Below are 23158 nucleotides of genomic sequence, written 5' to 3'. Positions count from 1 at the left end.
TGATGTATCGCTGGAAAGCACGTGCGAATTCCGTCCTTCGTCCTTCGGACGTCCCGCGGCGATGCTGGCGCCGCATCGTCCGGCGGCGCGCTCGTCTATGCGCGCTTCAACCGATAGCCCGAACGCTCGAGGTCCCACGTCGTCGGCGTCACGCCTTGCTCCCTGAGCTGGTACTTCTTGATCTTCCCGTTCTCCGTCTTCGGCAGGTCCGGCGCAAAATCGATGAAGCGCGGCACGGCGAAATACGGCAGACGCGGCTCGCAGTACTTCACCAGGTCGAGCGGGTCCAGCACCTCGCCCTCGCGCAGCACCAGCGCGGCCATCACCTCGTCCTCGGCCAGGTTCGACTGCACCGCGAATACGGCCGCCAGCTCGATCGACGGATGCGCGAGCAGCACCTGCTCGACTTCGAACGACGAGATGTTTTCGCCGCGGCGCCGGATCGCATCCTTCAGACGATCGACGAAGCGGAAATAGCCTTCGGAACTTCGGACCACACGGTCGCCGGTGTGGAACCACAGGTTGCGCCACGCGTCGACCGTCTTTTCCGGCATCGCGAAGTAGCCGTTCGCAAATGCATACGGTTCGTTCGCGCGCAGCACGAGCTCGCCCGCCTGCCCGTCCGGCACCGCGTTGTCGTCGGCATCGACGACCCGCGCATCGAAACCGTCGGCCAGCTTGCCCATGTAGCCGACGCGCTTCGTGCCGAGCTTGCCGCCGATCACCGAGTTCGTTTCGGTCGAGCCGTAGCCGTCGATCAGGCCGATGCCCGTGCGTCGCGTGAACGCGTCCTGGAACTGCGCGGGCACGCCGGGCGCGAGCGCAACGCGAACCCGGTGTTCGCGCTCCTGTGCCGTCTCCGGGCGCGACAGCAGAATCGGCACCATCGCGCCGAGAACGAACGTGACCGTCGCGCGCGTTTCGATCAGCGAATCGAAAAAGCGGCTCGCCGAGAAGCGGCGATCCACGACGAGTTGCGCATCGTGCATGAGGGCCTGGAAGAAGCTGTTCAGCGCGTTCGTATGGAACAGCGGCAGGCACGTGTAGAGCACGTCACCCGGCCCCACCTCGAGATCGCCGCCCGTGTTCATTCCCCACCAGTAGAACTGCGCATGCGGACAGATCACGCCTTTCGACAGGCCGGACGTACCCGACGTATAGAGGATGACGAACGGATCGCCGTTCGCGAGATCCGCAGGCGCGATCGCGTCGCCACGCGCGGGAAACGGCCGTGCTTCGAAGCACGACGCACGTCGCGCGGGCGCGTGGCCGTCGATGACCCACGCGGCTTCCAGCGGCAGATCCGCATCGTCGAGCGCGTAGACGGCATCGAGCAGCGCGGCTTCCGCCACAATCAGGCGCGCGCCCGAATTGCGCAGGATGTGCTGCAACTGCATGCCGCGCGACGCGGTGTTGATCGGCACCGCGACCGCGCCCAGCCATGCGCAGCCGAGCAGTGTCTCGATGAACTCGACCCGGTTCGAGCACAGCAGTGCGACGCGGTCGCCTCGCTCGATGCCCTGTGCGGCGAGCGCGCCCGCCCGGCCGGCGGCAGCCGTCATCGCATCGGCCGCCGTCCAGTGCGTGGTGCGATCGGAAAAAAGCGGAGCCGCCCCGTTGCGCACAACGCGCGCCATCAGCATCGCAGGCAGCGTGCGGTTCGCGTGTCGATCGGAGGAGGTGTCGATCTGTTCAACCATCATTTGCATGGGACCGTTTCAAGCAGGGTTATCGTGTGAAGCCCAGTCTAGGAGTCGCCTATATATCGGTCAAATTCATCATTAATATGCCTATCATCCAAATTTTGGATGCACTCGCGCGCAGGGATCCGGTACGCCCGGCTCCCCGGGCGCCGACACGTCAGCCGGCTGGCGAATTGCGCCCGATCGGCCTGTGTACCGAAGCGATCTCGCGGGCCGCATCGACCATCCGGATGCTTGCAGCGCCCCGGGTTTATCCGGACGCATGGATACGAATGAAGGGCTGAAGCAAACCGCAACACGTGCCGGCAGCGCGGCGGGATCATCGCGACTCGGCCGCCGGCCATCAGGGGCGCGTGCGTTCCGTCAGGCGAACGTCTCGGCTACCATATCGGCCAAATGCATCAACCTCGTCGTCCACATCGACATGACTGATTTCAACAACGCCGACCTGAACCTGTTGCGCGTATTCCAGACGATTCTCGAGGAACGCGGCCTCACGCGGGCCGGCGGCCGGCTCGGGCTGTCGCAGCCCGCGGTCAGCTACGCACTCGGGCGGCTGCGCGCGCTATTCAACGATCCGCTGTTCGTGCGTACGCCGGAAGGCATGCTGCCCACGCCGGCGGCGCAACGGCTGGCACCGCTGATCGGCCGCGCGCTCGTTGCGGTGAGAGAGGCGCTGCAGGACGGCGAGCAGTTCGATCCCGCCACCAGCACGCGCGAATTCCGGATCTCCATGTCGGACATCGGCGAGCAGGCATTTCTTCCGCTGCTTTGCGAGAAACTGCAGACCATCGCGCCGTCGATCCAGATCTCGGCGGACCAGGTGCCGCTCAGCCACATCGAGGAACGGATGCGGCTGGGCCAGCTCGATTTCGCGATCGGCAACCTGCCGGCACTCAAGCCCGTCACACGATTCGCGCTGCTGTTCAATGAGGAGTACGCGTGCATGACGCGCAAGCGTCCGGGGCTGCCGTCGCGCAAGCTTTCGCCAAAGCAGTTCGTCGAGATGAAGCACATCGCGGTGATGTCGAGCGACAACAGCCACGTCGTGATCGACGAAGCGATGCGTGCCGGCGGCCTGCATCGCCGCATCGCGCTGCGTGTACCGCACTTCACCGTGATCCCGCTGATCCTGCAGCGCACCGACTGGATGGTCACGCTGCCGCGTGGCGTGGCCCAGGCACTGAACGCGTCCGGTCAGTTCGCGGTCTTTCCCACACCCGTGCCCATCGCCCACTTCGAGTCCACGCTGCACTGGCACGACGCCTACGATACGGAACAGGGCAACCGCTGGTTCCGGACCCTGGTGATCGACACATTGACGCAATACCGGCGCGACCTCGACCGACGAACCCGGTGACCCGCATCGCCCCCGGCGCCGCGACGGCAGCGCGCGCCGCCGGGGCCGCAATCATGCCGCTGCGCCGGTCGCCAGCCGCGCGCGGCGGCGACGCGCAAGCATGACGACCGCGACGAACGAAACCGCGTTGGCGCCCAGCAGATACCACGCCGGCGCCATCGGGTTCGGCGTGATGGTCGCAAGCCATGCGACGACCAGCTGCGCCGTGCCGCCGAAGATCGTCGTCGGCACGCTGTAGCAGATCGACACGCAGGTGCTGCGGATCGCCTGCGGGAAGATCTCCGGAATCACGCACAGATGGAACGGCGACATCAGCACACGCAGCAGCGTGAGGAACGCGACCATGCCGAGAAAGACCGTGCCGGTGCCCGCGTGCAGCACCCACGTGAACATCGGGATCACGGCAACGATCGACAGGAGCTGCGGCACGACCAGCAGACGCGTGCGCGGAAAACGGTCGAAATACATGCCGGCCGCCAGCGACGCGACGATGCCGACGCCGCCGGTCACGAAGCCAACCAGCATCGACGTCGACGTCGGCAGATGCAGCACGCGGATGCCGTACGTCGTCATGTAGTGGCCGACCACGTAGACGGTAATCGTCGGACCAATCAGCACGCAGCACGCGAGCACCAGATCGGACAGGTGCGCATCGACGATGCCGCGCCACAGTTCGCGGTTGCTCTTGACCGCATGCGCTGTGTTCAGCGTCTCGTTCAGCCGGTTGCGGATGTACAGGCCGAGCGGCGCGATCAGCAGGCCGACCAGGAACGGAATGCGCCATCCCCAGTCGCTGAGCGCGGCGGGCGACAGCAGCGACGACACGACGAAGCCGACCGACCCGCCGAGCAGCGCCGCGATGCCTTGCGTCGCGAGCTGCCAGCTCGTGTAGAGGCCGCGCCGGCCCGACGTGGCCATTTCGAGCAGATAGGACGTCGCGGGGCCGGCCTCGCCGCCGGCCGACAGGCCCTGCAGCAGCCGGCCGGCCACGACGAGCAGCGGCGCCGCAATGCCGATGTGCGCATAAGTCGGCGTAAACGCGATGATGGCCGTGCCGATCGCCATCAAGGCGAACGTCAGCGTCAGCGCGGCCTTGCGGCCGCGGCGATCGGCGTAGGCGCCGATGATCACGCCGCCGAGCGGCCGCGCGACGAAACCGACGCCGAACACCGCCACGGACGCGATCACCTGCGTCGCCGGCGAGAACGACGGAAAGAACGCGCGTCCGATGAATACCGAAAAGAACGCGTAAACGGTGAAGTCGTAGAACTCGAGCGCATTGCCGGCGACGACCGCCACGACATCGCGCATGGACGGCGAAGCGCGAACCTCGGATCGCGTCACGGAAGCTCCCTCGGTGGCAGCGGAAAATTGCGACACAAACGGTCTCCTATTCAGGTCAGGGCGTGGACGATATCCAGTACGTCCGCGTGAAAAAATAGTGAAGTTCCGTATTGGCAGTGTCAAACCGGCGTCAAAAATCCGCGTCGTAAAGCATCGCTGGCGCAACTCTTGCTCTGCCGGCACGCGGCATGCCGCTGCCGGGTCACGGTTGCATCGATCGATCCGTGCGGCCCGCGGCCACGCCGCATCCTTCACCATGCGCGCCTGCATCGCTGTACGCAACCGAAAGTGAACAGCGACACCGGCACCGTCCTTCCGCTCGTCATCGCGACGCAATACGCTAAATAAAGGAACGTGTCGCGGCACGCGCCTTGTCCTCTCATCGCGTGCGCGCATCGCGCACGCCACCCCGCCAGGAGCCCTAGTGGAACACATTGCAAAAGTGGTCGAGCTCGTCGAATCGAAAAAGGACGACTACGTCGCACTGGCCGACGAGATCTGGTCGCTGGCCGAAATGCGCTACGCCGAATTCGAATCGGCGGAACGTCATGCGTCGGCGATCGAGGCCGCCGGCTTTCGCGTCACGCGCGGCGTCGCGGGCATGCCGACCGCGTTCGTCGCGGAAGCCGGCAGCGGCGGCCCCGTGATCGGATTTCTCGGCGAATACGACGCGCTCGCGGGCCTGAACCAGGAAAGCGGCGCCGTCGCGTGCCGGCCGGCGGCCGGCGCCCGAAACGGCAACGGCCACGGCTGCGGCCATCATCTGCTCGGCACCGCGTCGCACCTGGCGGCCGTCGTCGCGCGCGACTATTTCGCGGCCAACGGCATTCCGGCCACCGTGCGCTTCTACGGCTGCCCTGCGGAAGAGGCCGCGGCCGGCAAGACCTTCATGGCGCGCGCCGGCCTGTTCGACGACCTCGACGTCGCGCTGTGCTGGCATCCGTCGGTCGCCAACTCCGTCTTCATGAACGCGACGCTGGCCAACGTGCAGGCCTACTTCCGCTTTCACGGCAAGGCGTCGCACGCGGCGCTCGCGCCGCATCTCGGCCGCAGCGCGCTCGACGCGGCCGAGTTGATGAACATCGGCGTCAACTATCTGCGCGAGCACATGCCCGACCAGGCCCGCATCCACTTCGCGTATATCAACGCCGGCGGCATCTCGACCAACGTGGTGCCCGCGCTGGCGGAAACGCTGTACACGATCCGCGCCCGCACGAGCCCGGAAGCGATCGAGCTGTTCGAGCGCGTCACGCAGATCGCCGAAGGCGCCGCGCTGATGACGGGCACGCGCGTCGAGATGGTGTTCGACAAGGCGTGCTCGAACGTGCTGCACAACGATACGCTCGACGCCGTGCTGGACCGGAACATGCAGGCGATCGGCAGCATGCGCGTGTCGGCGGACGAGATCGCGTTCGCCGCCGAGATGCAGAAGACCATCAACCCGGACGACCTCGCGAACGCGTCGCGCCATTTCGCGGCGGCGCTGCGCGATCCGCGTCCGATCATTCCGGAGATCCTGCCTTACCGCCCGGACGCCGAGCGTCCGGTTACCGGCTCGACGGACGTCGGCGACGTGAGTTGGGCCGCGCCGACGACCCAGTGCCTGACCGCCTGCTATGCATGGGGCACCGGGTTCCATTCGTGGCAGATGGTGTCGCAAGGCAAGCTTTCCCTCGCGCACAAGGGCATGCTGCTTGCCGCGAAGACGCTCGCGGCGACCGGCATCGATCTCGCGGGCCGGCCCGACGTGCTGCGCGCTGCGCGGGAAGAACTTCTGCGCAAGCGGGACATGAAGCCCTATCGCTGCCCGATTCCGGCCGACGTTGCGCCGCCGCCGGCGCGCGCGGCTGCCGCCCCCCCGCGCCCGGTGCCATCCGCCGCTTGACGGCGCTGCCGCGCTGTCGTCGACGACAGCGCGGCAGCCACGGCAAGACGCCGGATTTCCGCCCGACGAAAGCAACCGGCCGGATCGTCGCGATCCGGCCGGTTCGGGTCAAATTCCATCGTTGAAATACAGTAAGCATTCCGAATCTGATCGAGCGAACCAATCCGGAAACGGAGTGCCTTTTACATGTTTGCCGAGCGGCGCATCAGAACCGCTTCCGGATGCCGATCGCAATGACGCTGAGATCGTCGCCCGGCGCGCTCAACGATCCGTTCGCGAGCGTGGCGACCGCCCGCTTCTGGTTGACGACATAGCCGAGCCGCACATAGAGCGCCGTCACCTTCGACAGGTTGTAGTCGTAACCGAGCCCGAACGCCAGCGAATTGGATGCCGCCCGGCCCGCCACGTTGCGATAGACAGCCGAGAACTTCACGTCGTTGGTGCCTTGCTGCGCGTTCACGCCGATCATGTGCGTCGTCGCAACGTAATACCCCGCGTAATCCGGAACCGTCATGTTGAACTCGTAGGACAGCCGCACCTTGCCGAAGTCGTACATGGCGCCCGCGCCCAGCCATTTGTTCTTCACCGACGGCAACGCGGCGGTCGGATCGGTGTAGATCAGGTCGTAGAACATCCCCAGATACAGCGGCCCGTTCTGGTATTCCAGCTGGGCGCCCTTGAAGGACGCCTCCGGAAAGCCCGGCGTCGTCGTGCCGCGCGGCGCGCCCATCAGCTCGAGCTGGAATCCGCCGACGATCGGGGTCATGTACGCGATCGCATTGCTGATCCGGTAATCGCCGATCGTCGCGGCCGCACCGAGATCCGAACTGAAGCTCGACAGCGAGCCGTACGGGGAGAATGCGCCGACGCCGTAGAACGGATCGAGCGCCAGCGACAGCTCCGTCGGGTACTGGCGGCCGAGCTTGAGGCGCCCCCACTGCTTCGACACGAGCGCGATGTTCGCCTCCCGGCTGAAGAACGTGCTCTCGTTCTGCGCGGTGGTGCCGCCCGCCGTGCCGTTCGTCAGCTTGATCGCCGACTCCAGGTTGAAGCGCACGGACAGGCCGTCGCCCAGTTGCTCGACGCCGAGCAAGCCGAACCGCGACGTCGCGCCCGCGCCGCTTTCCATCGCGACAACCTGCCGGCTGCCGGCATGCGTGTATTGCAGGCCGGCATCGGCCACCCCATACAGGACGGTGCCGCTGGTTCCGACGAACCCGTCCGGAACGAGGATCTGAAACGATTCGCCGGCCGAAGCGGACGATGCGCACACCAATTCCGCGATCGCGATCGCCACCAAGGTCTTCCCGCACATTCTCATCTTTTTGCACTCCAAACCAATTGACTAACGAAAACCCATTTTTTATCGATCGGCCCGCAGCTTCTCAGGCCGCGCCGACGAACGACGTCAGCATTGCGTAGTGCTTCGCGGCGCCGGAGAACGCCGGGAAATTCGCGTTGTCCGCCCGCATGCGCGCACGCACCGGCGATTCGAGCGCCTGCGCCAGCGCATCGGTGGAGCGGAATGACAGCTGGTTGCGCTGCATGTACGACACGCGTTCGAACGGCATCGCATCGCACCAGTCAAGACGCGTGAAAACCTGCACCTGCAGCACGCCCGGATAGTCGAGCATGATCTGCGGATGGTGGTTGACGTAGTAGCCGAGCCACGCGTTGAAGTCCGCCGCGTGTCCCGGGTAATGCACGAGATAGCTGCACGCTTCGCCGTCGGCGCTGCGCGCCGCGTCTGCGAGCGGCATGAAGGTCCGGGTGAGCATGGCCTGCTGCGTCATCCGCTCGCCGGCCACGTGCCGCCACAGCGCGGAGCCCGCGAACGCGTGCAACCGGCCGCCCGGCATCAGCTGCGACTCGAGCGCCTCGATCGAATCGAACACGAGCCGCATTGCGACGCGCGGCGCGGCGCCGTCGCGGTGATAGGTTTCGATCGCCGCCGGCCGGTGCAATTCGGCAAAGCGCAGATCGGGAATGTGCGCCAGCTCCGCGCGGAACTCGGCATAAGCGTCCACCTCCGGGGCGGACGAATGATCTTCAGCGGTCAGGAAATAGGAAATCGACATCATGGTTGCGTCAGGCTGTCTGCGTTTCGGATGACGGCTGCGTCGCCGAGCGGTTCGGCGGCGCCTGCACGCCGGAAGGAATCGGGCTGACGTAAGGCCGCCCGCCGGTTCGGGCCGACAGTTCGGCCTTTGCCGCGTCGAGGTGCGCGGGGTCGATGCAGAGCTGCACGGCCGTGTCGGCCAGGACTTTCGCGGCGTGCGCGAGCCCCTTGTGGGCGGCCGGCAGCTTGCCCTGCGCAACGAGCTGCCACGTATGCATGTGGGTGCCGATCGCGTAGCACGCACCGAGATACTGGGTCGTCGGCGCGATCCGGCTCACGTCGCCGACGTCGCTCGACCCTGTCAGCGTGCCCGGCTCGTCGTCGAGCGGCAGCGTGCTCATGCTCAGTCCGCGTTCGTCCGGCGCGCCGCGATAGGATTCGATGCATTCGCGCAATTCGGCTTCGGTCATGCGCTGCGTCAGTTCGCGCGCGAACGCCTGGTCCGTGGCGTCGAACGGCGGCGGGCCAAGCGCCGCCAGCGTCTCCATCATCAATCGTTCAAGCACGCCGTTGCGCAGCACGTCCGAGCACGCGCGGTCGAACGCGATGCCGACCTGCGTATCCGTCATCAGTGCCGCGGCACCGGCGATCCGCTCGACGCGTGCCGCCAGTTCGCGGGCGTCGTCCAGCTCCGGCGCGCGCACGACGTACAGCACCTCGGCGCTGGCCTGCACGACGTTCGGCGCCAGGCCGCCGGCATCCGTGATCGCGTAGTGCACGCGCGCATCGGGCGGCATGTGCTCGCGCATGAAGTTCACGCCGACGTTCATCAGTTCCACCGCGTCGAGCGCGCTGCGGCCGAGATGCGGCGACGCGGCCGCGTGCGATGCGATGCCCGAGAAGCGGAACGCCGTCTGGATCACGGCGAGCGACCGGTATTTGAACACGCCCGAGTACGGGCCCGGATGCCAGGTCAGCGCCGCGTCGAGGTCGTCGAACACCTTCTCGCCCGCCATGTAGGTCTTGCCGGCGCCGCCTTCCTCCGCGGGACAGCCGTAATAGCGCACGGTGCCCGCGATGCCGTGGCGCGCGAGATAGTCGCGTGCCGCGATCGCCGCCAGCATCGCGCCGGCCCCGAGCAGGTGGTGTCCGCAACCGTGGCCGCTTGCGCCGTCGCACGACGCGACCGGCTCGACCGCGCCCGCCACCTGGCTCATCTCCGCCAGCGCGTCGTATTCGCCGAGGAAGCCGATGACCGGACCGCCTTCTCCGCACTCGGCGCTGAACGCTGTCGGGATGCCGCCCAGATTGCGCGTCACGCGGAAGCCTTCTCGCTCCAGCACGGCGATTTGCGCCGCGACGGACCGGAACTCCTGCCAGCGCGTCTCGGCCAGTTCCCAGATCTCGTCGGACAGCCGGATCAGCGCATCGCGCTTCGCGTCGACGAGCGCGGCGATTTCGGCCACGCGTTGATTCGGCAACTGACTCACGATTGCACTCCTGCGTAGTGTGACGGAAACGCGCCGCGCAACGTGCCGCGCGACCGCACGTTTGCGGGCCGGGCCGCGACCGGCGGCTCGATGTCGGGCGGGATCGGGCAGTGATACTGCGCCTCCTCCGATTGCTCACGCAGTGCGTTGCGCGCGGCGTCGAGCGTGGCGGGTTCGTGATACAGCGCCGCCGCCGTGACGGCCAGCACCTTCGCGGTATGCGTCATGCCCTTGTGCGCAAGCGCCGACTTGCCCTGCGCGACGAGCTGCCACGAATGAAACGGCGTGCCGAGCGCGAAGCACGGCACCAGGCAGCGGGCCGTCGGCACGACCCAGCTCACGTCGCCCACGTCGGTGGACGCGGCCAGCACGGCCGGCATCCGTTCCGCGGGCAGCACGGCGTCGTGGAGTTCGCCCTTCAATTGCGCCGCGCCGAAGATCGCGAGACTCGCGTGCGCCTCTTCCGCGGAAATGGCCTGCCGCATGTCGCGCGCGAACGCACGATCGGCGTCGTCGAACGGCACCGGCCCCAGCGCCTGCATGCGCGCGTACATCAGGTCGGACAGCACCGGATTCGGGCGCATGTTCGACATCGCCTTCTCCACGCGCGCGGTCATCGTCGTCTCGGTCATCATCGCGGCACCTTCGGCGATCCGCGCCAGCCGTGCATGGATCGACTGCACGACCGCAAGCTCGGGCGCGCGGATCTGGTAGACGACCTCCGCGCGCGCCTGCACCACGTTCGGCGCGCGCCCGCCCGTGTCGTGAATCGCGTAATGCAGCCGCGCGTCGGACGGCACGTGCTCGCGCAGGTAATTGGCCGCCACGTTCATCAGCGCGACCGCGTCCAGCGCGCTGCGCCCGAGATGCGGCGCCGCGGCCGCATGCGCGGCGCGCCCGACGAACGTGAAGCGCGCGTGCAGCGTGGCCAGCGTCGACATCGCGTCGATCGCGTAAATGCTGGCCGGGTGCCACGTCAACGCGGCGTCGACGTCGTCGAACACGCCCGCGCGCGTCATGAAGGTCTTGCCCGCGCCGCCCTCTTCCGCGGGACAGCCGTAATACCGGACGCGCCCCGCGACGCCCGCGTCGCGCAGATGGTCGCGCACCGCCAAAGCGGCAAGCAGCGTGGCGCCGCCGAGCAGGTTGTGGCCGCAGCCGTGGCCGTTGCCGGCCTGCGCGACGGGCGTGCGCGCCGCGACGCCCGCGGCCTGGCTCAACTGCGGCAGCGCATCGTATTCGCCGAGCAGGCCGATCACCGGCCCGCCGTCGCCCCACTCGGCGACGAACGCGGTCGGAATGCCGGCGAGCTCGCGCGTCACGCGAAATCCCTGCCGCGTCAGCTCGCGGATCTGCAGGTCGGCGGACGCGTGTTCGGCATAGGCCGTCTCCGCGAGATCCCAAAGCCGGTCGCTCAGATGCGTGCACAGCGCGCGGTGGCCCTCGATGCGCGCCACCACGTCGCGTTCCATTTCTGTCAGGTTCAACATGATCTCGGGCGGTGGAAGAACGTTCGCTGCGGCGCGGCTGCGCGCGTCAGCATGTCGAGCACCGATCGGACGACCGCCGCGATGCCGCGCGTCGACTGACGATGCACGGTGCGGCCACGTGCCGCCGACAGACTGCCGGCGGCTGCAAGGAATTGCGACACACTATCTCTCCATGACGAGCGCCGACGCTCTGTCATCGGCGCGAAAAGATAGTCATGTTTATTTTTGGACGGGTCAAACGCGGACAAAAAGCCCGTGCGGGAAACCGGCGTCAAAACTTGATGGCCCGACTCTTGCTTGAAGCTATCGCGCGCCTTTGCTCACATCATTGGCGCATCACGCATTCGACCGCGTGAAAGATGCGCCGGCTCATCGGGTCGGACGCGAGCGTGCCCTCGACGATGGTTTCCTTCAGGCTGCGGATGAACACCTTGGCGGCGGCGCTCAACGGCGTCGCGCGCCGGTACATCAGGTTGACCTCCACCTCGGGGATCGTTTCGGTCACCGGCAGCACGCACAAGCCCTCCTTCGCGACCAGCAACTCCGCGAGCGGCCACGGCATGATCGACAGCGCGTCGGTATTCGTGATCAGGCCGATCATCATCGTCGACGAGTGCGCGATGTGCACGCGCGGCTTGTAGCGCCGGAAATACTCGCCGACGGGCCCTTCGCCTTCGGCGTCGTTCTCGGTGAAATCGCGGTTCAGCACCCAGCTCGCGCCCCTGAGCTGCGACAGCGACCGGCATTTGGCCAGCGGATGCCCGGTCCGCCCGACGATCGCATAGCTCGTCAGGAACAGCGGCTCCTGCTGGAATTCGTCGCGGCACGACGGCGGGCACGCGCGATTGACGGACAGGTCGAGCGTTCCGTCGCGCAGCTTCGGGATCGCGATGCTGAGCAGGCTCTCGTAGAAGACGAGCCGCGTATCGGGCATCTCGCGTTCGAAGCGCGCCATGATGCCGCCCAGCAGCGCGATCGAGATCCAGGTCGGCAGCGCCACCGTCAGGCGCTCGCGCCCGGCGCCCGAGAAGCGATCCATCTCATCCTGCGCGCGCCGCAACTGGCCGAGCATCAGCCGCGCATGCGCGAGCAGCGCCTGCCCGGGCTCGGTCAGCGTGACGCCCGATGCCTCGCGGACGATCAGCGCGACCCCGACCTGCTCTTCCAGGTCGCGCATCGCCTTGGTCACGGCCGCGGGCGACAGTTCGAGCGCCTTCGCGGCGTTGCGGATGCTGCCGGTATCGGAAATCGCGACGAGCGTGCGAAGTTGATGGATCTTCATCTGACTGGATTCTCCACGGCGGGCCTGCAACCAAAAGTGAACGGCGATACTTCCGCGGATACTCGCATGCGCCGCCCGCGCGGCGTCGGCTGCACGGGCGAACCGCGACGGCCACGCCGCCACGCGCGCGGGCGCGGCGCTTCACCGCGAAACATCGTGATAGTGCAAAGGTAGCCTAGCCGCGCGTGCCGGAAAAGCAGTACGCGCGGTGGCCAACGAATGCGGGCGGCTCGCGGCGCGCGCGTCGGCATGCGGTACCGTTTCGACTCGCTAGCCCGCGTCGGCGATTGCGGCACGGAACGCGCGCAGCCCGAGGCAGGCTGCCTCGATGCCGAGCAGGCGCGGATAGCCGGCGAGATCGACGTTCAGGCGTCTCGCGGCGAAGAGTTGCGGCACGAGCCAGATGTCGGCCGCGGTCGGAAGTCGGCAGCGCCGCGCCGCAACCGCTCACCGGCACGCGATGTGCCGTGCGCGCGACCTGACGGCCGCGCGAAGCGCCGACGGCGCGGCGCGATCATTGCGGATCGTCGCCTCCGAGGAACGTGTGCGTATACATCGGATGGTGAAGGTTCTCCCCCTCGAACGGCGGAAACCGTTCGAAATCCGCGCGCATGCGATGCCGCACCTCGGAATTCATCGCCGCAGTGATCGCTTGCGGGTCGTCAAACACTTGCCGGTTGCGCTGCATGTAATGCACGCGCTCCCACGGCATTGCGTCGATCCAGTCGACGCGCGTGAAGATCTCGATTTCGCGGATGCCCGGGAAATCCTTCATGATCTGCGGATGGTGCGCGAGGTAGTAATTGATCCACGCGTCGAAATCCGCCGCCCGGCCGGGGTAGTGAACCAGAAAGCTGCATTGCACGCGATCGCCAGGATCGGCAACGGCATCTGCGGGCCCGGCGACCGGGAAAGGCCGCCGCAGCATGACCTGCTGCGTCACGCGCGCGCCGGCGAGGCTCGGCAGCGCGAGCGCGGCGACCTGCTGAAGGTGGCCGCCGTCCGCGATGGTCGCTTCCAGTTCCGACAGCCGCTCGAAATCCAGTTGCATCGAAAAAGGCGGCGACGGACCGTCGGCGGTGTAGTAGTCGCTTGCCTGAGCGGGCGTGTAGAGCCTGCCGCGCCGCAGCGCCGGCGTTTTCTTGACGATCGACGCCACCGCGCCGAAATCGGCCGCCGACAGGCGGACCGTCGGGTCCGCGTGCTCGAACGTCACCAGATATGAGAACTGCAAGATCGCCTCCGTCAGGATGATTGGAACATCGTACGCCGCCCGTCAGCTCAGGTCGAACCAGCGCTGGAGGTCGCCGGGATCCGATGTACGCGTGAGCGCAAGCATCAGCAGGATCCGCGCCTTCTGCGCTGACAGATCACCGGCCGCGAGCAGGCCGTCGTCGCGCAGGAATCGCTGCGGCACGACGCGGCCGCGGCTGCCGCGCGTCGCCTGCACCACCACGACGCCGCGCCGGACCGCAGCGGCCAGCGCGGCCGCCTCGCCTTTCGCCGGCCGGCCGGGCAGCAGGCCCGCGCTGACGATCCCGCGCGCGCCGGCGGCCACCGCAGCGTCGATCTGCACGCCGTCGGCCCCCGCATACGACGTCACGATATCGACGCGCGGCAGCGGCGCGCGCAATGACGGCTGGAAATCGGGCAACACCGCGCGGCCGTCGGCCGCACGGCGGCGCCAGATCACGCCCGCATTCGCGTCGACGAGCCCGAGCGGGCCGAATGGGCGCGATTCGAACGCATCGAGATCGAAGCTCGACGTCTTCGACACGTCGCGCGCGTCGAAGATCGAGCCGTCCATCACGACCACGACGCCGGCGCCGCGCGAATCGGGCGACGCCGCGACCGCGAGTGCGGCGCGCAGATTGGCGACCGCATCGCTACCCTCGGTATTGCTCGGACGCTGCGCGCCCGTCACCACCACGGGCTGCGCGATGCGCAACGTCAACGCCAGAAACCACGCGGTTTCCTCGAGCGTCGCGGTGCCGTGCGTGACCACGAAGCCGTCCAGCGACGGATCGCCTTGCGCGGTTTCGTGAATCAGCCGCGACAGCTCCCGCCAGTCGTCCGGCCCGATCGCGGTGCTGCCGAGCGCGCGAAACGGCACCGGCACCACGCCGACTTCGGGCAGCAGTTCGCCCATCGTCGACAGCAGCGCGTCGATCGGCTCGACGATGCCGCTGTCGCCATACTCGACCCAGTCGAAGCGATGCCGCGCCCGCATCGCGAACGTACCGCCCGTGCCGATCACGGCGACGCGCCTGCGCCTTGTCATGCCGGTGCGCTCACTCATCCTGGCCGTCCGGATAGCCAACGTGCAGCACGCCGTCGTCGATCCGGGTCGCGTAGACCCGCGCGTCGCGGCTCAGCGGCGCGGTCAGCGCCTTGCCGCTGCGCACGTCGAAGAGCCCCGCGTGCAGCGGGCACTCGACCTCGTAGCCTTCGACTTCGCCGTCGGTCAGCAACGCCTGCCCGTGCGTGCAGACGTCGTCGATCGCATAGACCGACTGATCGATCAGGAACAGGCCGATGCGCCGGCCGGCGATCTCGATGCCGTGGCAGCGGCGCTCGGCGAACAGCGCGGCCACCTCGCCGACGCGGTGCCAGACAGCGGTTTCGGTGCTCATAACCCGGCTCTCCTTTCGAGTACGAATGGGTCGTGCTGCCGCATTGCGCCGACCAGCTCGGTGACGCGCGCGATACCGCGGCGTTCGCAGAAATGCGTGAGGTCGTCGATGATGCGGATCATCGCGTTCGGCGACAGGAAGTTCGCGGTGCCGACCTGGACCGCGCTCGCGCCGGCAAGCAGGTACTCGATCGCATCGGCTGCGTCGGTGATGCCGCCGCAGCCGATCACCGGAATCGACACCGCCTGCGCGCACTGGTACGCGATGCGCAGCAGGATCGGTTTCGTCGCCCTGCCGGTCAGCCCGCCCATCATGTTGCCGACGCGCGGACGGAAGGTCTCGACGTCGATCGCCATCGCGAGGATCGCGTTGCTGACGACGAGCGCGGCGGCGCCGGCCGCCTCCGCCGCCTGCGCGACCTCGCGCACGTTGCCCGCGTTCGGCGTCATCTTTGCCCACACCGGCAGGCCCGACGACTCGCGCATCGCGCGCACCACCTGGGCCGTCGCCTCGGGATTCATGCCGAACGCCTCGCCGTCCTTCTTCAGGTTCGGACAGGACACGTTCGCCTCGATCGCGGCGACGCCCGGCACCGCGATCTTCTTCGCGAGCGCGCCGAATTCCTCGACCGTGTTGGCCGAAATGCTGGCGACGAGCGGTGCCGTATAGCGGCGGTAGAACGGCACGAGCGTCTCGACGTAATGGCGGCTGCCCTTGCTCGGGATGCCGATCGAGAACAGCGTCGCGTCACGGAACTCGGCGAGCCGCGGCAGCGGGTTGCCTTCGCGGATGTCGTCGGTGATCGTCTTCGTGACGATCGCGCCGAGACGGTTCAGGTCGAAGACGTCAGCCATCCCTTCGCTGAAGGTGCCCGAGGCCGGCATCACCGGGTTGGCCAGCCTGAGGCCGCCAATGTCAACACTGAGATCTACCATGATACGGTTTCCTGAAGATCGAACACCGGCCCCTCCCAGCAGACACGGCGATAGGTGAGATCGCTCGCCCCGGATTCCTTGCGGAACGGGCGCACGCACGCGAAACACGCGCCGAGCGCGCAACCCATGTTCTGCTCTAGCGCGGTCTGCCCCGCCATTGCCAGCTCCTTCGCGAGCTGCTGCAGCATGATCAGCAGCCGGTTCGACCCGCAGGTTGCCGCGTAATCGACCGGGCGCTCCGCATGGATGCCGCGGATCAGCCGCTCGACGCGCGGCACGGCGCTGCTGTCGTCCAGATCCGTGACGATGTGCACCGACGCGCGCACCTTGCGCAGATAATCGGCGGACATCACCAGTTCCGGCGCGCGCGCGCTCAGAATCGCGCTGACCGCGATGTCGCGCTCGGCGCACGCGTCGGCGAGCGGCGCGAGCGTCGCGAGGCCGACGCCGCGCGCGAGCAGCAGCACGTGGCGCGCGCGCGGCGGCACGTCGAAGCCGCGCCCGAGCGGGCCCAGCGCGTCGAGCACGTCACCCTCCGCGAGGAAGGCCAGGCCGCGCGTGCCGGCTCCCTGCACCTTGTAGAGGAACTCCAGCCGGCCGGACGCGGGCGACGCGCGGTACACGCTCATCGGCCGGCGCAGGAACGGCGTTTCTCCGCCGACGGCCGGACACGCGAGATGAAAGAACTGGCCCGGCTTCGCCGCAAGCGCGGCGGCCGGCGCGTCGAGCACCAGGTGCTTGTATTCGGGGTTCACCCATTCGTTGCGCAGCACGCGGCACTGGTTCTCCGCGATCCGGTGAATGAGCTCCCCACAGCATCCACCGGCAGGCGTCGCGGGTCGCTCGGATAGTTCGTACTGCATCATCTGTTCTCCTGATTGGTGGGCCACGAACGCTTCGCATCGAGGCCGGCAAAGGTCGCAGCGAGCGCGAGGGGCGTTTCGCCGAGGCTCATCATCTGCAGTTTCGCAAAGCGCATCGCACTGATCCGCCACTGGCCGTCGGCGTCGCGCCGATACGCCTCATCGGTCACGCCGACCAGCAGCACGGCCGTGCCGTCGTCGTCTCGCAGCGCGATTTGCGTGAGGCGCCAGCAGCCGCGCGCGGCGTCGCCGTCGATCTCGATCGATTCGCCGCCGTAGACGTGCAGCGCGTAGCGCCACGGCGAACGCTGGAACCACGCGTGCAACGCCGCACGCCCGGCGAGATCGTCGCCGAAGCCCTGTCCGCCGTGCCACACCGCATCCTCGGTGAAGCACAGCGCCTGCTGCCACGCGGTCTCGCACATCGTGCCGGCATCCACGCGCCAGTAGTCAGGCGTATATTTCGCGTCGGCCCAGCCGGTGTAGCGCGCCTTCAGTTCGCGGATCGCGTCGATCGCTTCCAGCCGCGCGACACGCGTTTCCAGATCGTCACGTGTCGCGCTCATGCGCCCAGCTCCTTGAGCGGGACCGACGCATCGGCCAGCGCGCCGACGCGGTCCCGCACATCCATGCCCAGCAGCGCTTCGAGCGCCCGGCGGTCGCGCCCGCGGTCGAGCATGACCGCGCCCGTCACGATGCCGTCACGCAGATGGACGACGGTCGCCGGGCCGTCGAACGCGGCATCGCCGCGCACGACCGACACGTCGTCCGCGCCCGGCAGCCCGACGACCTGGATGTTCCTGCCGAACTGGTCGGTCCACATCCACGGGATTTCGTCATATGGCTCCGACCGCCCGTGAATGAATTCCGCCACCGCACGCGCCTGGTTCTCCGCATTGCGCCACGTTTCCTGCCGCAGTGCGCGGCCGTAGCGGCGACTCTCGGTCAGCGCGACATCGCCCGCCGCGTAGCACCAGTCGGCGAGCGGGCTACGGCAGCCGGCATCGACCGGGATGCCTGCTGCCGTAGCGATACCGGTGCCGTCGAGGAACGGCGCGCTGAAGTCGATGCCGGCGGCCAGCAGCACACGGTCCGCGTCGACGTGCCGCGCGCCGCCCGCATCGGCAAAGTCGACGCGAAATCCCGCCGCGCCGGTGCCGCGCGCCGCGATCGCGCGAACGGCCGCGCCGGTGTGGATCGTCACGCCGTGCGCACGATGCGTGGCCGCGAGCCACCCGCCGATTGCCGGCGGCACGCAACGCGCCATCACGCGATCCCCTGCCTCCAGAACCGTCGCGTGCACACCGAGCGCGGCGGCGCTGGCGGCAACCTCCATCCCGATCACGCCCGCACCGACGATCACGATGGACCGCGCCAGTTCGAGATCGGCCTTCAGACGAAGCGCGTCGTCGAGCGTGCGCAACACGCGCACGCCGGGCAGATCCGCGCCATCGATCGGCGGCCGGCGCGGCGTGCCGCCCGTCGCCACCACGAGGCGGTCGAAGGCGACGTGATGCCCGTCGTCGAGCACGAGCCGCCGTTCGTCGCGGTCCACCGCGCTGACTCGTGCGACGAGCCGCTGCACGTTCGACGCCGCGGATGCACGCGGCGCCCAGAATTCGCTCGGCCCGAGCGTCAGCTCCTGCGCATGCTTGTGTCCGGTCACCAGCTCCTTCGACAGTGCCGGACGTTCGTAGGGCGCATGCGGCTCCTCGCCGATCAACGTGATCGGACCGGTGTGGCCGAGCGCGTGAAGATGCTGCGCGACGCGGCCGCCGGCATGCCCGGCGCCGACGACGACCACGCGCAGCGATTGCGCGATCCCGCTCATTGCGCGCTCCCTGCCGCCGGCTTGACGCTCACGCGGTAGACCACGCCCCGCGCGGTCAGGCACCGCCAGCGGCGCGGCGCGCCGGGCGGAATCACGATCCCTTCGCCGCGGCACAGCACGTAGCGCTCGCCGGCCGCTTCGACTTCGAACCGGCCCTCGAGCACCGCACCGACTTCCTCGCCCGCCGTCGGCGCGTCGGATCCGACGACACAATCGGCCTCGAGCACCGTGACGGACGCGTCGAGCGATGCGCCGCTCACCTCGTAGGCGGCCGGCGCGAGTGCGGCGTCCGCCCATTGCGTGCCGGCCGGCAGGTTGGTGCAATGGCCGGCTGCGGCCGGCCGTACAGTGGACTCGTTCATGATCGTGGGTGCCGCTCGGCAAGGGGATAGTAGGGTTTGTCGTTCGCGCCGCCTGCGTATTCGGCGCGCGGCGGCGTGACCACATTCAGCCTGAGGCTCACGCCTTCGCCGCCGAAACGGTTGACGCCGTAGTGGCTCAATCCGGCGGGAATCACCGTGACATCGCCGTCGTTCATCACGGTTTCCCGCTCGCCCGTGTCGTGGACCTCGAATATCGAGCAGCCGCCCGTCACCTGCAGCGATACCTCCTCGCCGTGGCTGTGCGCCTTCGCGGGAAGATCCACCCCTGCCTCGCGGACGAACTTGACGACGGCCACGCTGATCGTGCTGCCCGTCATCGTCTTCATGTACAGGCCGTCGGCGACGACCTCGTGCAGATCGTCATCGATCGCAAATATGCGGCATTTGGCCATGGTTCACGCTCCTCGCCGCTCAGATCGCGGGCCGCATCACGAAGGTTTCGTCGGCGGCGAACCTTGCCGGCTCGTAACCGTCGACAACGGCCGGCTGCCGGTAGAACTCGATCGCCGGCGCGACCTCGGCGAACGACAGCAGCAGGACCATCAGCGTCGCATCGTCCCCGGCGAGCGCGCCGAGTTCGAATCCGTTCAGATAGGCAACCACTTCGTCGACGCAGCCGAGCATCGCGGTGCCGAACCGCGTGATCTCGGACATCGGCATCGCATGGCGCTGCGCGTTGCGTTCGGTTTCCGTCGCGAGCGCCCAGTGCTCGACGAACGGTTGCAGCGCGTCGAATCGTTGCGGAACGCGCAGGTGCTTCGCGCGCGGTGCGTGAAGCTGGATCGGGTGCTGTTGCATGGCGGTTTCTCCTGTCAGGCAGCCTGCTTCGACACGAACCGCTCGACCACGTGGTATGCGTGGCGCACGAGCAACTCGTTGTCCTGCAGGATCATGTGTTTCTTCGCGCCGGTCTCCGCAGCGCGTTGCGTGCGTTCGAGCGTGCTCAGATCCTCGAGCAACACGTCGCGCAGCGCGACTTTCATGTATTCGAGGAAGAAGCGCCCGCCCGCCGTGGTCATCTCCGGGTAGTACACGCGTGCCTCGAACAGCGTCCGGTTGTGCGAGATCGGCCGGAAGTTGTAGGCCTGGCAATAGTTCGGCCGCAGCGACAGGTAGAAATCGGGGAACACGACGTTGATGTCGAACAGCCAGTTCGGGTTCTTGGTCCAGTTCACGCCGGACGGCAGTGCGTCGAGCGGAAAGTCGTGCTTCGCGCTGCCGACGCCCGCGCGCAGCGCGGCGGCCGCGATCGGGCGCGCCCCCGCGGCGTCGGATAGCGCGTCGGCGGCGGCGCTGCCACCCGCCGTGACCGCCTTCGGATTGCCGTACACGGATTTCTGATTGCCCGGCAGCGACAGCCGGCGATGAAGCTCGCCGCACAGCGCGTCGAGCGGCGGCATGCTGCCGGCTTCGTCGCGGTCGATCGCGTCCGCGATCGAGCGGCCGTGCACGTAAGCGACGTGATACGCCTCCTGGAACGCGTCGAGCGCAAGCTTCCAGTTGCAGTCGACGACGGTGCTCCACGCGAATCCCGTCGTCAGCTTGTCGAACGGATAGCCCTCGATGTCGCCGAACATCGGCCGCATGAATTCGTCGAGCGACTGCTCGGGCTCCGCCTGCATGTTGACGAAGATGAAGCCCTGCCACACGTCGCATGCGACGCGCGTCAGCCCGTACTCCGACTTGTCGAGGCCGTGGAAGCAGCGCTCCTCGGGCACGCCGGTGAGGTTGCCGTCCAGATCGTAGGCCCAGCCGTGGAACTTGCAGAAGAACTTCCGCGTGTTGCCGCATTTGTCATACACGATCTCGTTGAGCCGGTGTGCGCAGACGTTGTGCATCGCGCGAATCTCGCCCTGCCGGTTGCGCACGACGATGATCGACGTGTCGCAGGCGGCGAGATCCCGCACGAAATAGTCGCCGGGCGTCGGAATCTCCTCGACGCGCCCGACCTGCAGCCAGGTGCGCTTGAAGATCGTTTCCTTCTCGCGGGCGAAGTAGTCGGGCGACACATAGGGCTCGACCGGAATCGGCCCGTTGCCCAGTTCCGGATACCGGCGGGCGAACGGAATGCTGGACGGATGCTGCGATGGACTTGCCGGATTCATAGCGGTTCCTTGTTCATGGGGCGGCATCCAGGCTTGCACGCCCGAACGCCAACGTCTCAATAATGAATGCCATTCTTGTTTCAAGGAATCCGCATGTCAAGGCCCAACGGCTCGGCCGGCGAGCGGAAATTCCCTGACAATGGCCGTTATATAAGGCATTTCAGGCCGATTCAGGGAATTCCCCTAGCGCGTTGTTTTTGAAATGCTTTGACTTCGACTAATAGCGAAGTACATTCTTTATTGAAGGCCGGAACGGTGATCAAGGCGATCGCACCTCACGCAGCACCGGCCGCACGGCTGCCGCGCGTTCCGGCGGCTTGTCCCCAGCCCCATCCAACAGGTGTGCCTCATGACTCACGTCAGTCAGTCCGCTTCCGGCAACGCAATGCATCCGCCGCCCCGAACGACCTCTATCGTGCTGCTGCTGTGCTTCTTCGCGATCGTGGCCGAGGGGTACGACGCCGCCGTCATGGGCGCGATCGTTCCCGCACTCATTCATTACCAGCCGTGGCACCTCGACGCGATGCAGATCGGCGCGATGGGAAGTGCCGCGCTGTTCGGCACGCTGTTCGGTTGCTACTTCATCGGCGTGCTCAGCGACCTCGCCGGCCGCAAGCCGCTGCTGATCGGATGCGTCGCATTGTTCTCGCTGTCGATGCTGGCCGCGGCGACGGCGCCCACGCCCTGGTTCTTTTCGGTCGCGCGCTTCATCGGCGGCCTCGGCCTCGGCGGCGTCATCTCGGTTGCCGCCGCGCTGACCGTCGAGTATTCGCCGCCGGAACGAAAGAATCTGAATTTTGCGCTGATGTATTCGGGGTACTTTTGCGGCGCCTTGCTGTCGGCGCTGGTCGCGATGGGCTTTCTCGACGAACTGGGCTGGCGCTTCGTGGTGATGGTCGGCGCCATGCCGCTGCTCGCGCTACCCGCGCTGATCGTCTGGCTGCCCGAGTCGATTTCGTTTCTGTGCGCCCGCGGCAGGATCGACGACGCGAAACGCCTGGCCACGCGGCTCGGCATCGCCGCGGACACGGTTCGCGCGGCGCCCCGCGCCGCCGACGCGCGGCAGCCGCTGCGCGACGTGCTGCGCGAAGTGTTTTCGCGCGGCAACTTGCGCGCCACGCTCGCCTTCTGGGTCGCACAGGTCGCTGCAGTCATGGTCATCTACGGACTCGGCACCTGGCTGCCGCAAATCATGCGCCAGCTCGGCTACAACCTCGGCTCGAGCCTGTCGTTCCTGGCCGTCTTCATGCTCGGCTCGGCCATCGGCGGCATCGGCGTCGGCCGCCTCGCGGACCGGTTCGGCCCCCGCCGGACGCTGGTCGTCGCGTACCTGTTCGGCGCGGCCTGCCTCGCCGCGCTGTCGGTGAAAGGCCCGCTCGCCGCAACCTACGTGCTGGTTGCCTGTGCCGGCCTCGGCAGCGGCGGCGTCGCGATGGTTCAACTCGGCCTCATCGCCAACTTCTATGCGCCGCATGCGCGCGCCAGCGCGACCGGATGGGCCGCCGGAATCGGCCGCTTCGGCGCGATGGCGGGGCCGCTCGTTGGCGGGTTCATCGTCCGGCAGGGCGTCGACGTCAAATGGAATTTCTTCGTGTTCGCCGCGGCGGCGGTATGCGCGGGCATCGCGATCCTGATGGTGCCGCGCCGCGACGCCGCCCGGATGCCGGCGTCGCAAGGTTCGTCCGCCACGGCGCCGCTCTCCACGCACTGAAACAACGGCGCGCGGCGGTCCTCGTCGGCGCCTCCCCCCATTCAACGCAGCAGGCTTTGCATGCACGTCAAATTTATCGCACTC

General features: G+C 67.6%; 22 protein-coding genes. 3 read left to right on the top strand and 19 right to left on the bottom strand.

Annotation, left to right across the window (positions count from 1 at the left end):
• Nucleotides 1–95 precede the first annotated feature (95 nt).
• Nucleotides 96–1703 carry an ATP-dependent acyl-CoA ligase gene (locus tag ACV229_RS00525; protein WP_448081549.1) on the bottom strand — a complete coding sequence of 536 codons (1608 nt, stop codon included), beginning with the start codon at nucleotides 1701–1703 and terminating at the stop codon, nucleotides 96–98.
• Nucleotides 1704–2127: 424 nt separating this feature from the next.
• Here ACV229_RS00525 and ACV229_RS00520 point away from each other — a divergent pair, with 424 nt between their 5' ends.
• A complete protein-coding gene (locus ACV229_RS00520) occupies nucleotides 2128–3063 on the top strand; it encodes a LysR family transcriptional regulator (RefSeq protein ID WP_448081158.1) in 936 nt (311 codons plus the stop codon).
• Nucleotides 3064–3114: 51 nt separating this feature from the next.
• Here the strand turns inward: ACV229_RS00520 and ACV229_RS00515 are convergent, their stop codons facing one another.
• Entirely contained in the window at nucleotides 3115–4374 is a 1260-nt protein-coding gene (locus ACV229_RS00515; protein ID WP_448081157.1) for an MFS transporter, read from the bottom strand.
• A 457-nt stretch (nucleotides 4375–4831) separates the two neighbouring features.
• Between ACV229_RS00515 and ACV229_RS00510 the strand changes: the two genes are divergently transcribed.
• Entirely contained in the window at nucleotides 4832–6292 is a 1461-nt protein-coding gene (locus tag ACV229_RS00510) for an amidohydrolase (protein ID WP_448081156.1), read from the top strand.
• 205 nt (nucleotides 6293–6497) lie between these two features.
• Here the strand turns inward: ACV229_RS00510 and ACV229_RS00505 are convergent, their stop codons facing one another.
• The 17 genes from ACV229_RS00505 to ACV229_RS00425 all read right to left on the bottom strand — a co-directional run bounded on the left by ACV229_RS00505 (nucleotide 6498) and on the right by ACV229_RS00425 (nucleotide 21363).
• Nucleotides 6498–7613 carry a porin gene (locus tag ACV229_RS00505; RefSeq protein ID WP_448081155.1) on the bottom strand — a complete coding sequence of 372 codons (1116 nt, stop codon included), beginning with the start codon at nucleotides 7611–7613 and terminating at the stop codon, nucleotides 6498–6500.
• 64 nt (nucleotides 7614–7677) lie between these two features.
• Entirely contained in the window at nucleotides 7678–8373 is a 696-nt protein-coding gene (locus ACV229_RS00500; protein ID WP_448081154.1) for an ethyl tert-butyl ether degradation protein EthD, read from the bottom strand.
• Nucleotides 8374–8380: 7 nt separating this feature from the next.
• Nucleotides 8381–9841 (bottom strand): amidohydrolase, encoded by a 1461-nt coding sequence (locus ACV229_RS00495; protein ID WP_448081153.1) that lies wholly within the window; start codon nucleotides 9839–9841, stop codon nucleotides 8381–8383.
• Entirely contained in the window at nucleotides 9838–11331 is a 1494-nt protein-coding gene (locus ACV229_RS00490; protein ID WP_448081152.1) for an amidohydrolase, read from the bottom strand. Before ACV229_RS00490 ends, ACV229_RS00495 begins: the two co-directional genes overlap by 4 nt.
• Nucleotides 11332–11656: 325 nt before the next feature.
• Complete coding sequence (locus tag ACV229_RS00485; RefSeq protein ID WP_448081151.1) at nucleotides 11657–12613, bottom strand: LysR family transcriptional regulator; 957 nt, start codon at nucleotides 12611–12613, stop codon at nucleotides 11657–11659.
• Between the two features lie 270 nt (nucleotides 12614–12883).
• The gene (locus ACV229_RS00480; RefSeq protein WP_448081150.1) at nucleotides 12884–13009 is read right to left on the bottom strand and encodes a hypothetical protein; all 126 of its coding nucleotides are present in this window, start codon (nucleotides 13007–13009) and stop codon (nucleotides 12884–12886) included.
• A 118-nt stretch (nucleotides 13010–13127) separates the two neighbouring features.
• The gene (locus ACV229_RS00475; protein WP_448081149.1) at nucleotides 13128–13847 is read right to left on the bottom strand and encodes a hypothetical protein; all 720 of its coding nucleotides are present in this window, start codon (nucleotides 13845–13847) and stop codon (nucleotides 13128–13130) included.
• Between the two features lie 42 nt (nucleotides 13848–13889).
• Nucleotides 13890–14912 (bottom strand): asparaginase, encoded by a 1023-nt coding sequence (locus ACV229_RS00470; protein WP_448081148.1) that lies wholly within the window; start codon nucleotides 14910–14912, stop codon nucleotides 13890–13892.
• A complete protein-coding gene (locus ACV229_RS00465; RefSeq protein ID WP_448081147.1) occupies nucleotides 14905–15246 on the bottom strand; it encodes a non-heme iron oxygenase ferredoxin subunit in 342 nt (113 codons plus the stop codon). The genes ACV229_RS00470 and ACV229_RS00465 overlap by 8 nt, the downstream gene beginning before the upstream one ends.
• Nucleotides 15243–16181, bottom strand: coding sequence for a dihydroorotate dehydrogenase (locus ACV229_RS00460; RefSeq protein ID WP_448081146.1), 939 nt, complete (start codon nucleotides 16179–16181; stop codon nucleotides 15243–15245). Before ACV229_RS00460 ends, ACV229_RS00465 begins: the two co-directional genes overlap by 4 nt.
• Nucleotides 16175–17047: a dihydroorotate dehydrogenase electron transfer subunit gene (locus ACV229_RS00455; protein ID WP_448081145.1), complete on the bottom strand. Its 873-nt coding sequence runs from the start codon at nucleotides 17045–17047 to the stop codon at nucleotides 16175–16177. The genes ACV229_RS00460 and ACV229_RS00455 overlap by 7 nt, the downstream gene beginning before the upstream one ends.
• Nucleotides 17044–17610, bottom strand: a complete 567-nt coding sequence (locus tag ACV229_RS00450; RefSeq protein ID WP_448081144.1) for a nuclear transport factor 2 family protein — start codon at nucleotides 17608–17610, stop codon at nucleotides 17044–17046. The genes ACV229_RS00455 and ACV229_RS00450 overlap by 4 nt, the downstream gene beginning before the upstream one ends.
• Nucleotides 17607–18875 carry an NAD(P)/FAD-dependent oxidoreductase gene (locus tag ACV229_RS00445; protein WP_448081143.1) on the bottom strand — a complete coding sequence of 423 codons (1269 nt, stop codon included), beginning with the start codon at nucleotides 18873–18875 and terminating at the stop codon, nucleotides 17607–17609. Before ACV229_RS00445 ends, ACV229_RS00450 begins: the two co-directional genes overlap by 4 nt.
• Nucleotides 18872–19237, bottom strand: coding sequence for a cupin domain-containing protein (locus tag ACV229_RS00440; RefSeq protein WP_448081142.1), 366 nt, complete (start codon nucleotides 19235–19237; stop codon nucleotides 18872–18874). Before ACV229_RS00440 ends, ACV229_RS00445 begins: the two co-directional genes overlap by 4 nt.
• Nucleotides 19234–19650, bottom strand: a complete 417-nt coding sequence (locus ACV229_RS00435; protein WP_448081141.1) for a cupin — start codon at nucleotides 19648–19650, stop codon at nucleotides 19234–19236. The genes ACV229_RS00440 and ACV229_RS00435 overlap by 4 nt, the downstream gene beginning before the upstream one ends.
• Before the next feature lie 19 nt (nucleotides 19651–19669).
• Nucleotides 19670–20056, bottom strand: a complete 387-nt coding sequence (locus ACV229_RS00430; protein ID WP_448081140.1) for a hypothetical protein — start codon at nucleotides 20054–20056, stop codon at nucleotides 19670–19672.
• Between the two features lie 14 nt (nucleotides 20057–20070).
• Nucleotides 20071–21363 (bottom strand): aromatic ring-hydroxylating oxygenase subunit alpha, encoded by a 1293-nt coding sequence (locus tag ACV229_RS00425; protein ID WP_448081139.1) that lies wholly within the window; start codon nucleotides 21361–21363, stop codon nucleotides 20071–20073.
• A gap of 349 nt (nucleotides 21364–21712) precedes the next feature.
• Between ACV229_RS00425 and ACV229_RS00420 the strand changes: the two genes are divergently transcribed.
• A complete protein-coding gene (locus ACV229_RS00420; protein ID WP_448081138.1) occupies nucleotides 21713–23074 on the top strand; it encodes an MFS transporter in 1362 nt (453 codons plus the stop codon).
• The last annotated feature ends 84 nt before the right edge of the window (nucleotides 23075–23158 follow it).

Source organism: Burkholderia sp. MR1-5-21 (genome assembly GCF_053427715.1).
The sequence above is the reverse complement of the archived record's forward strand: the minus strand, read 5'-3'. Positions and strand labels throughout refer to the sequence as shown.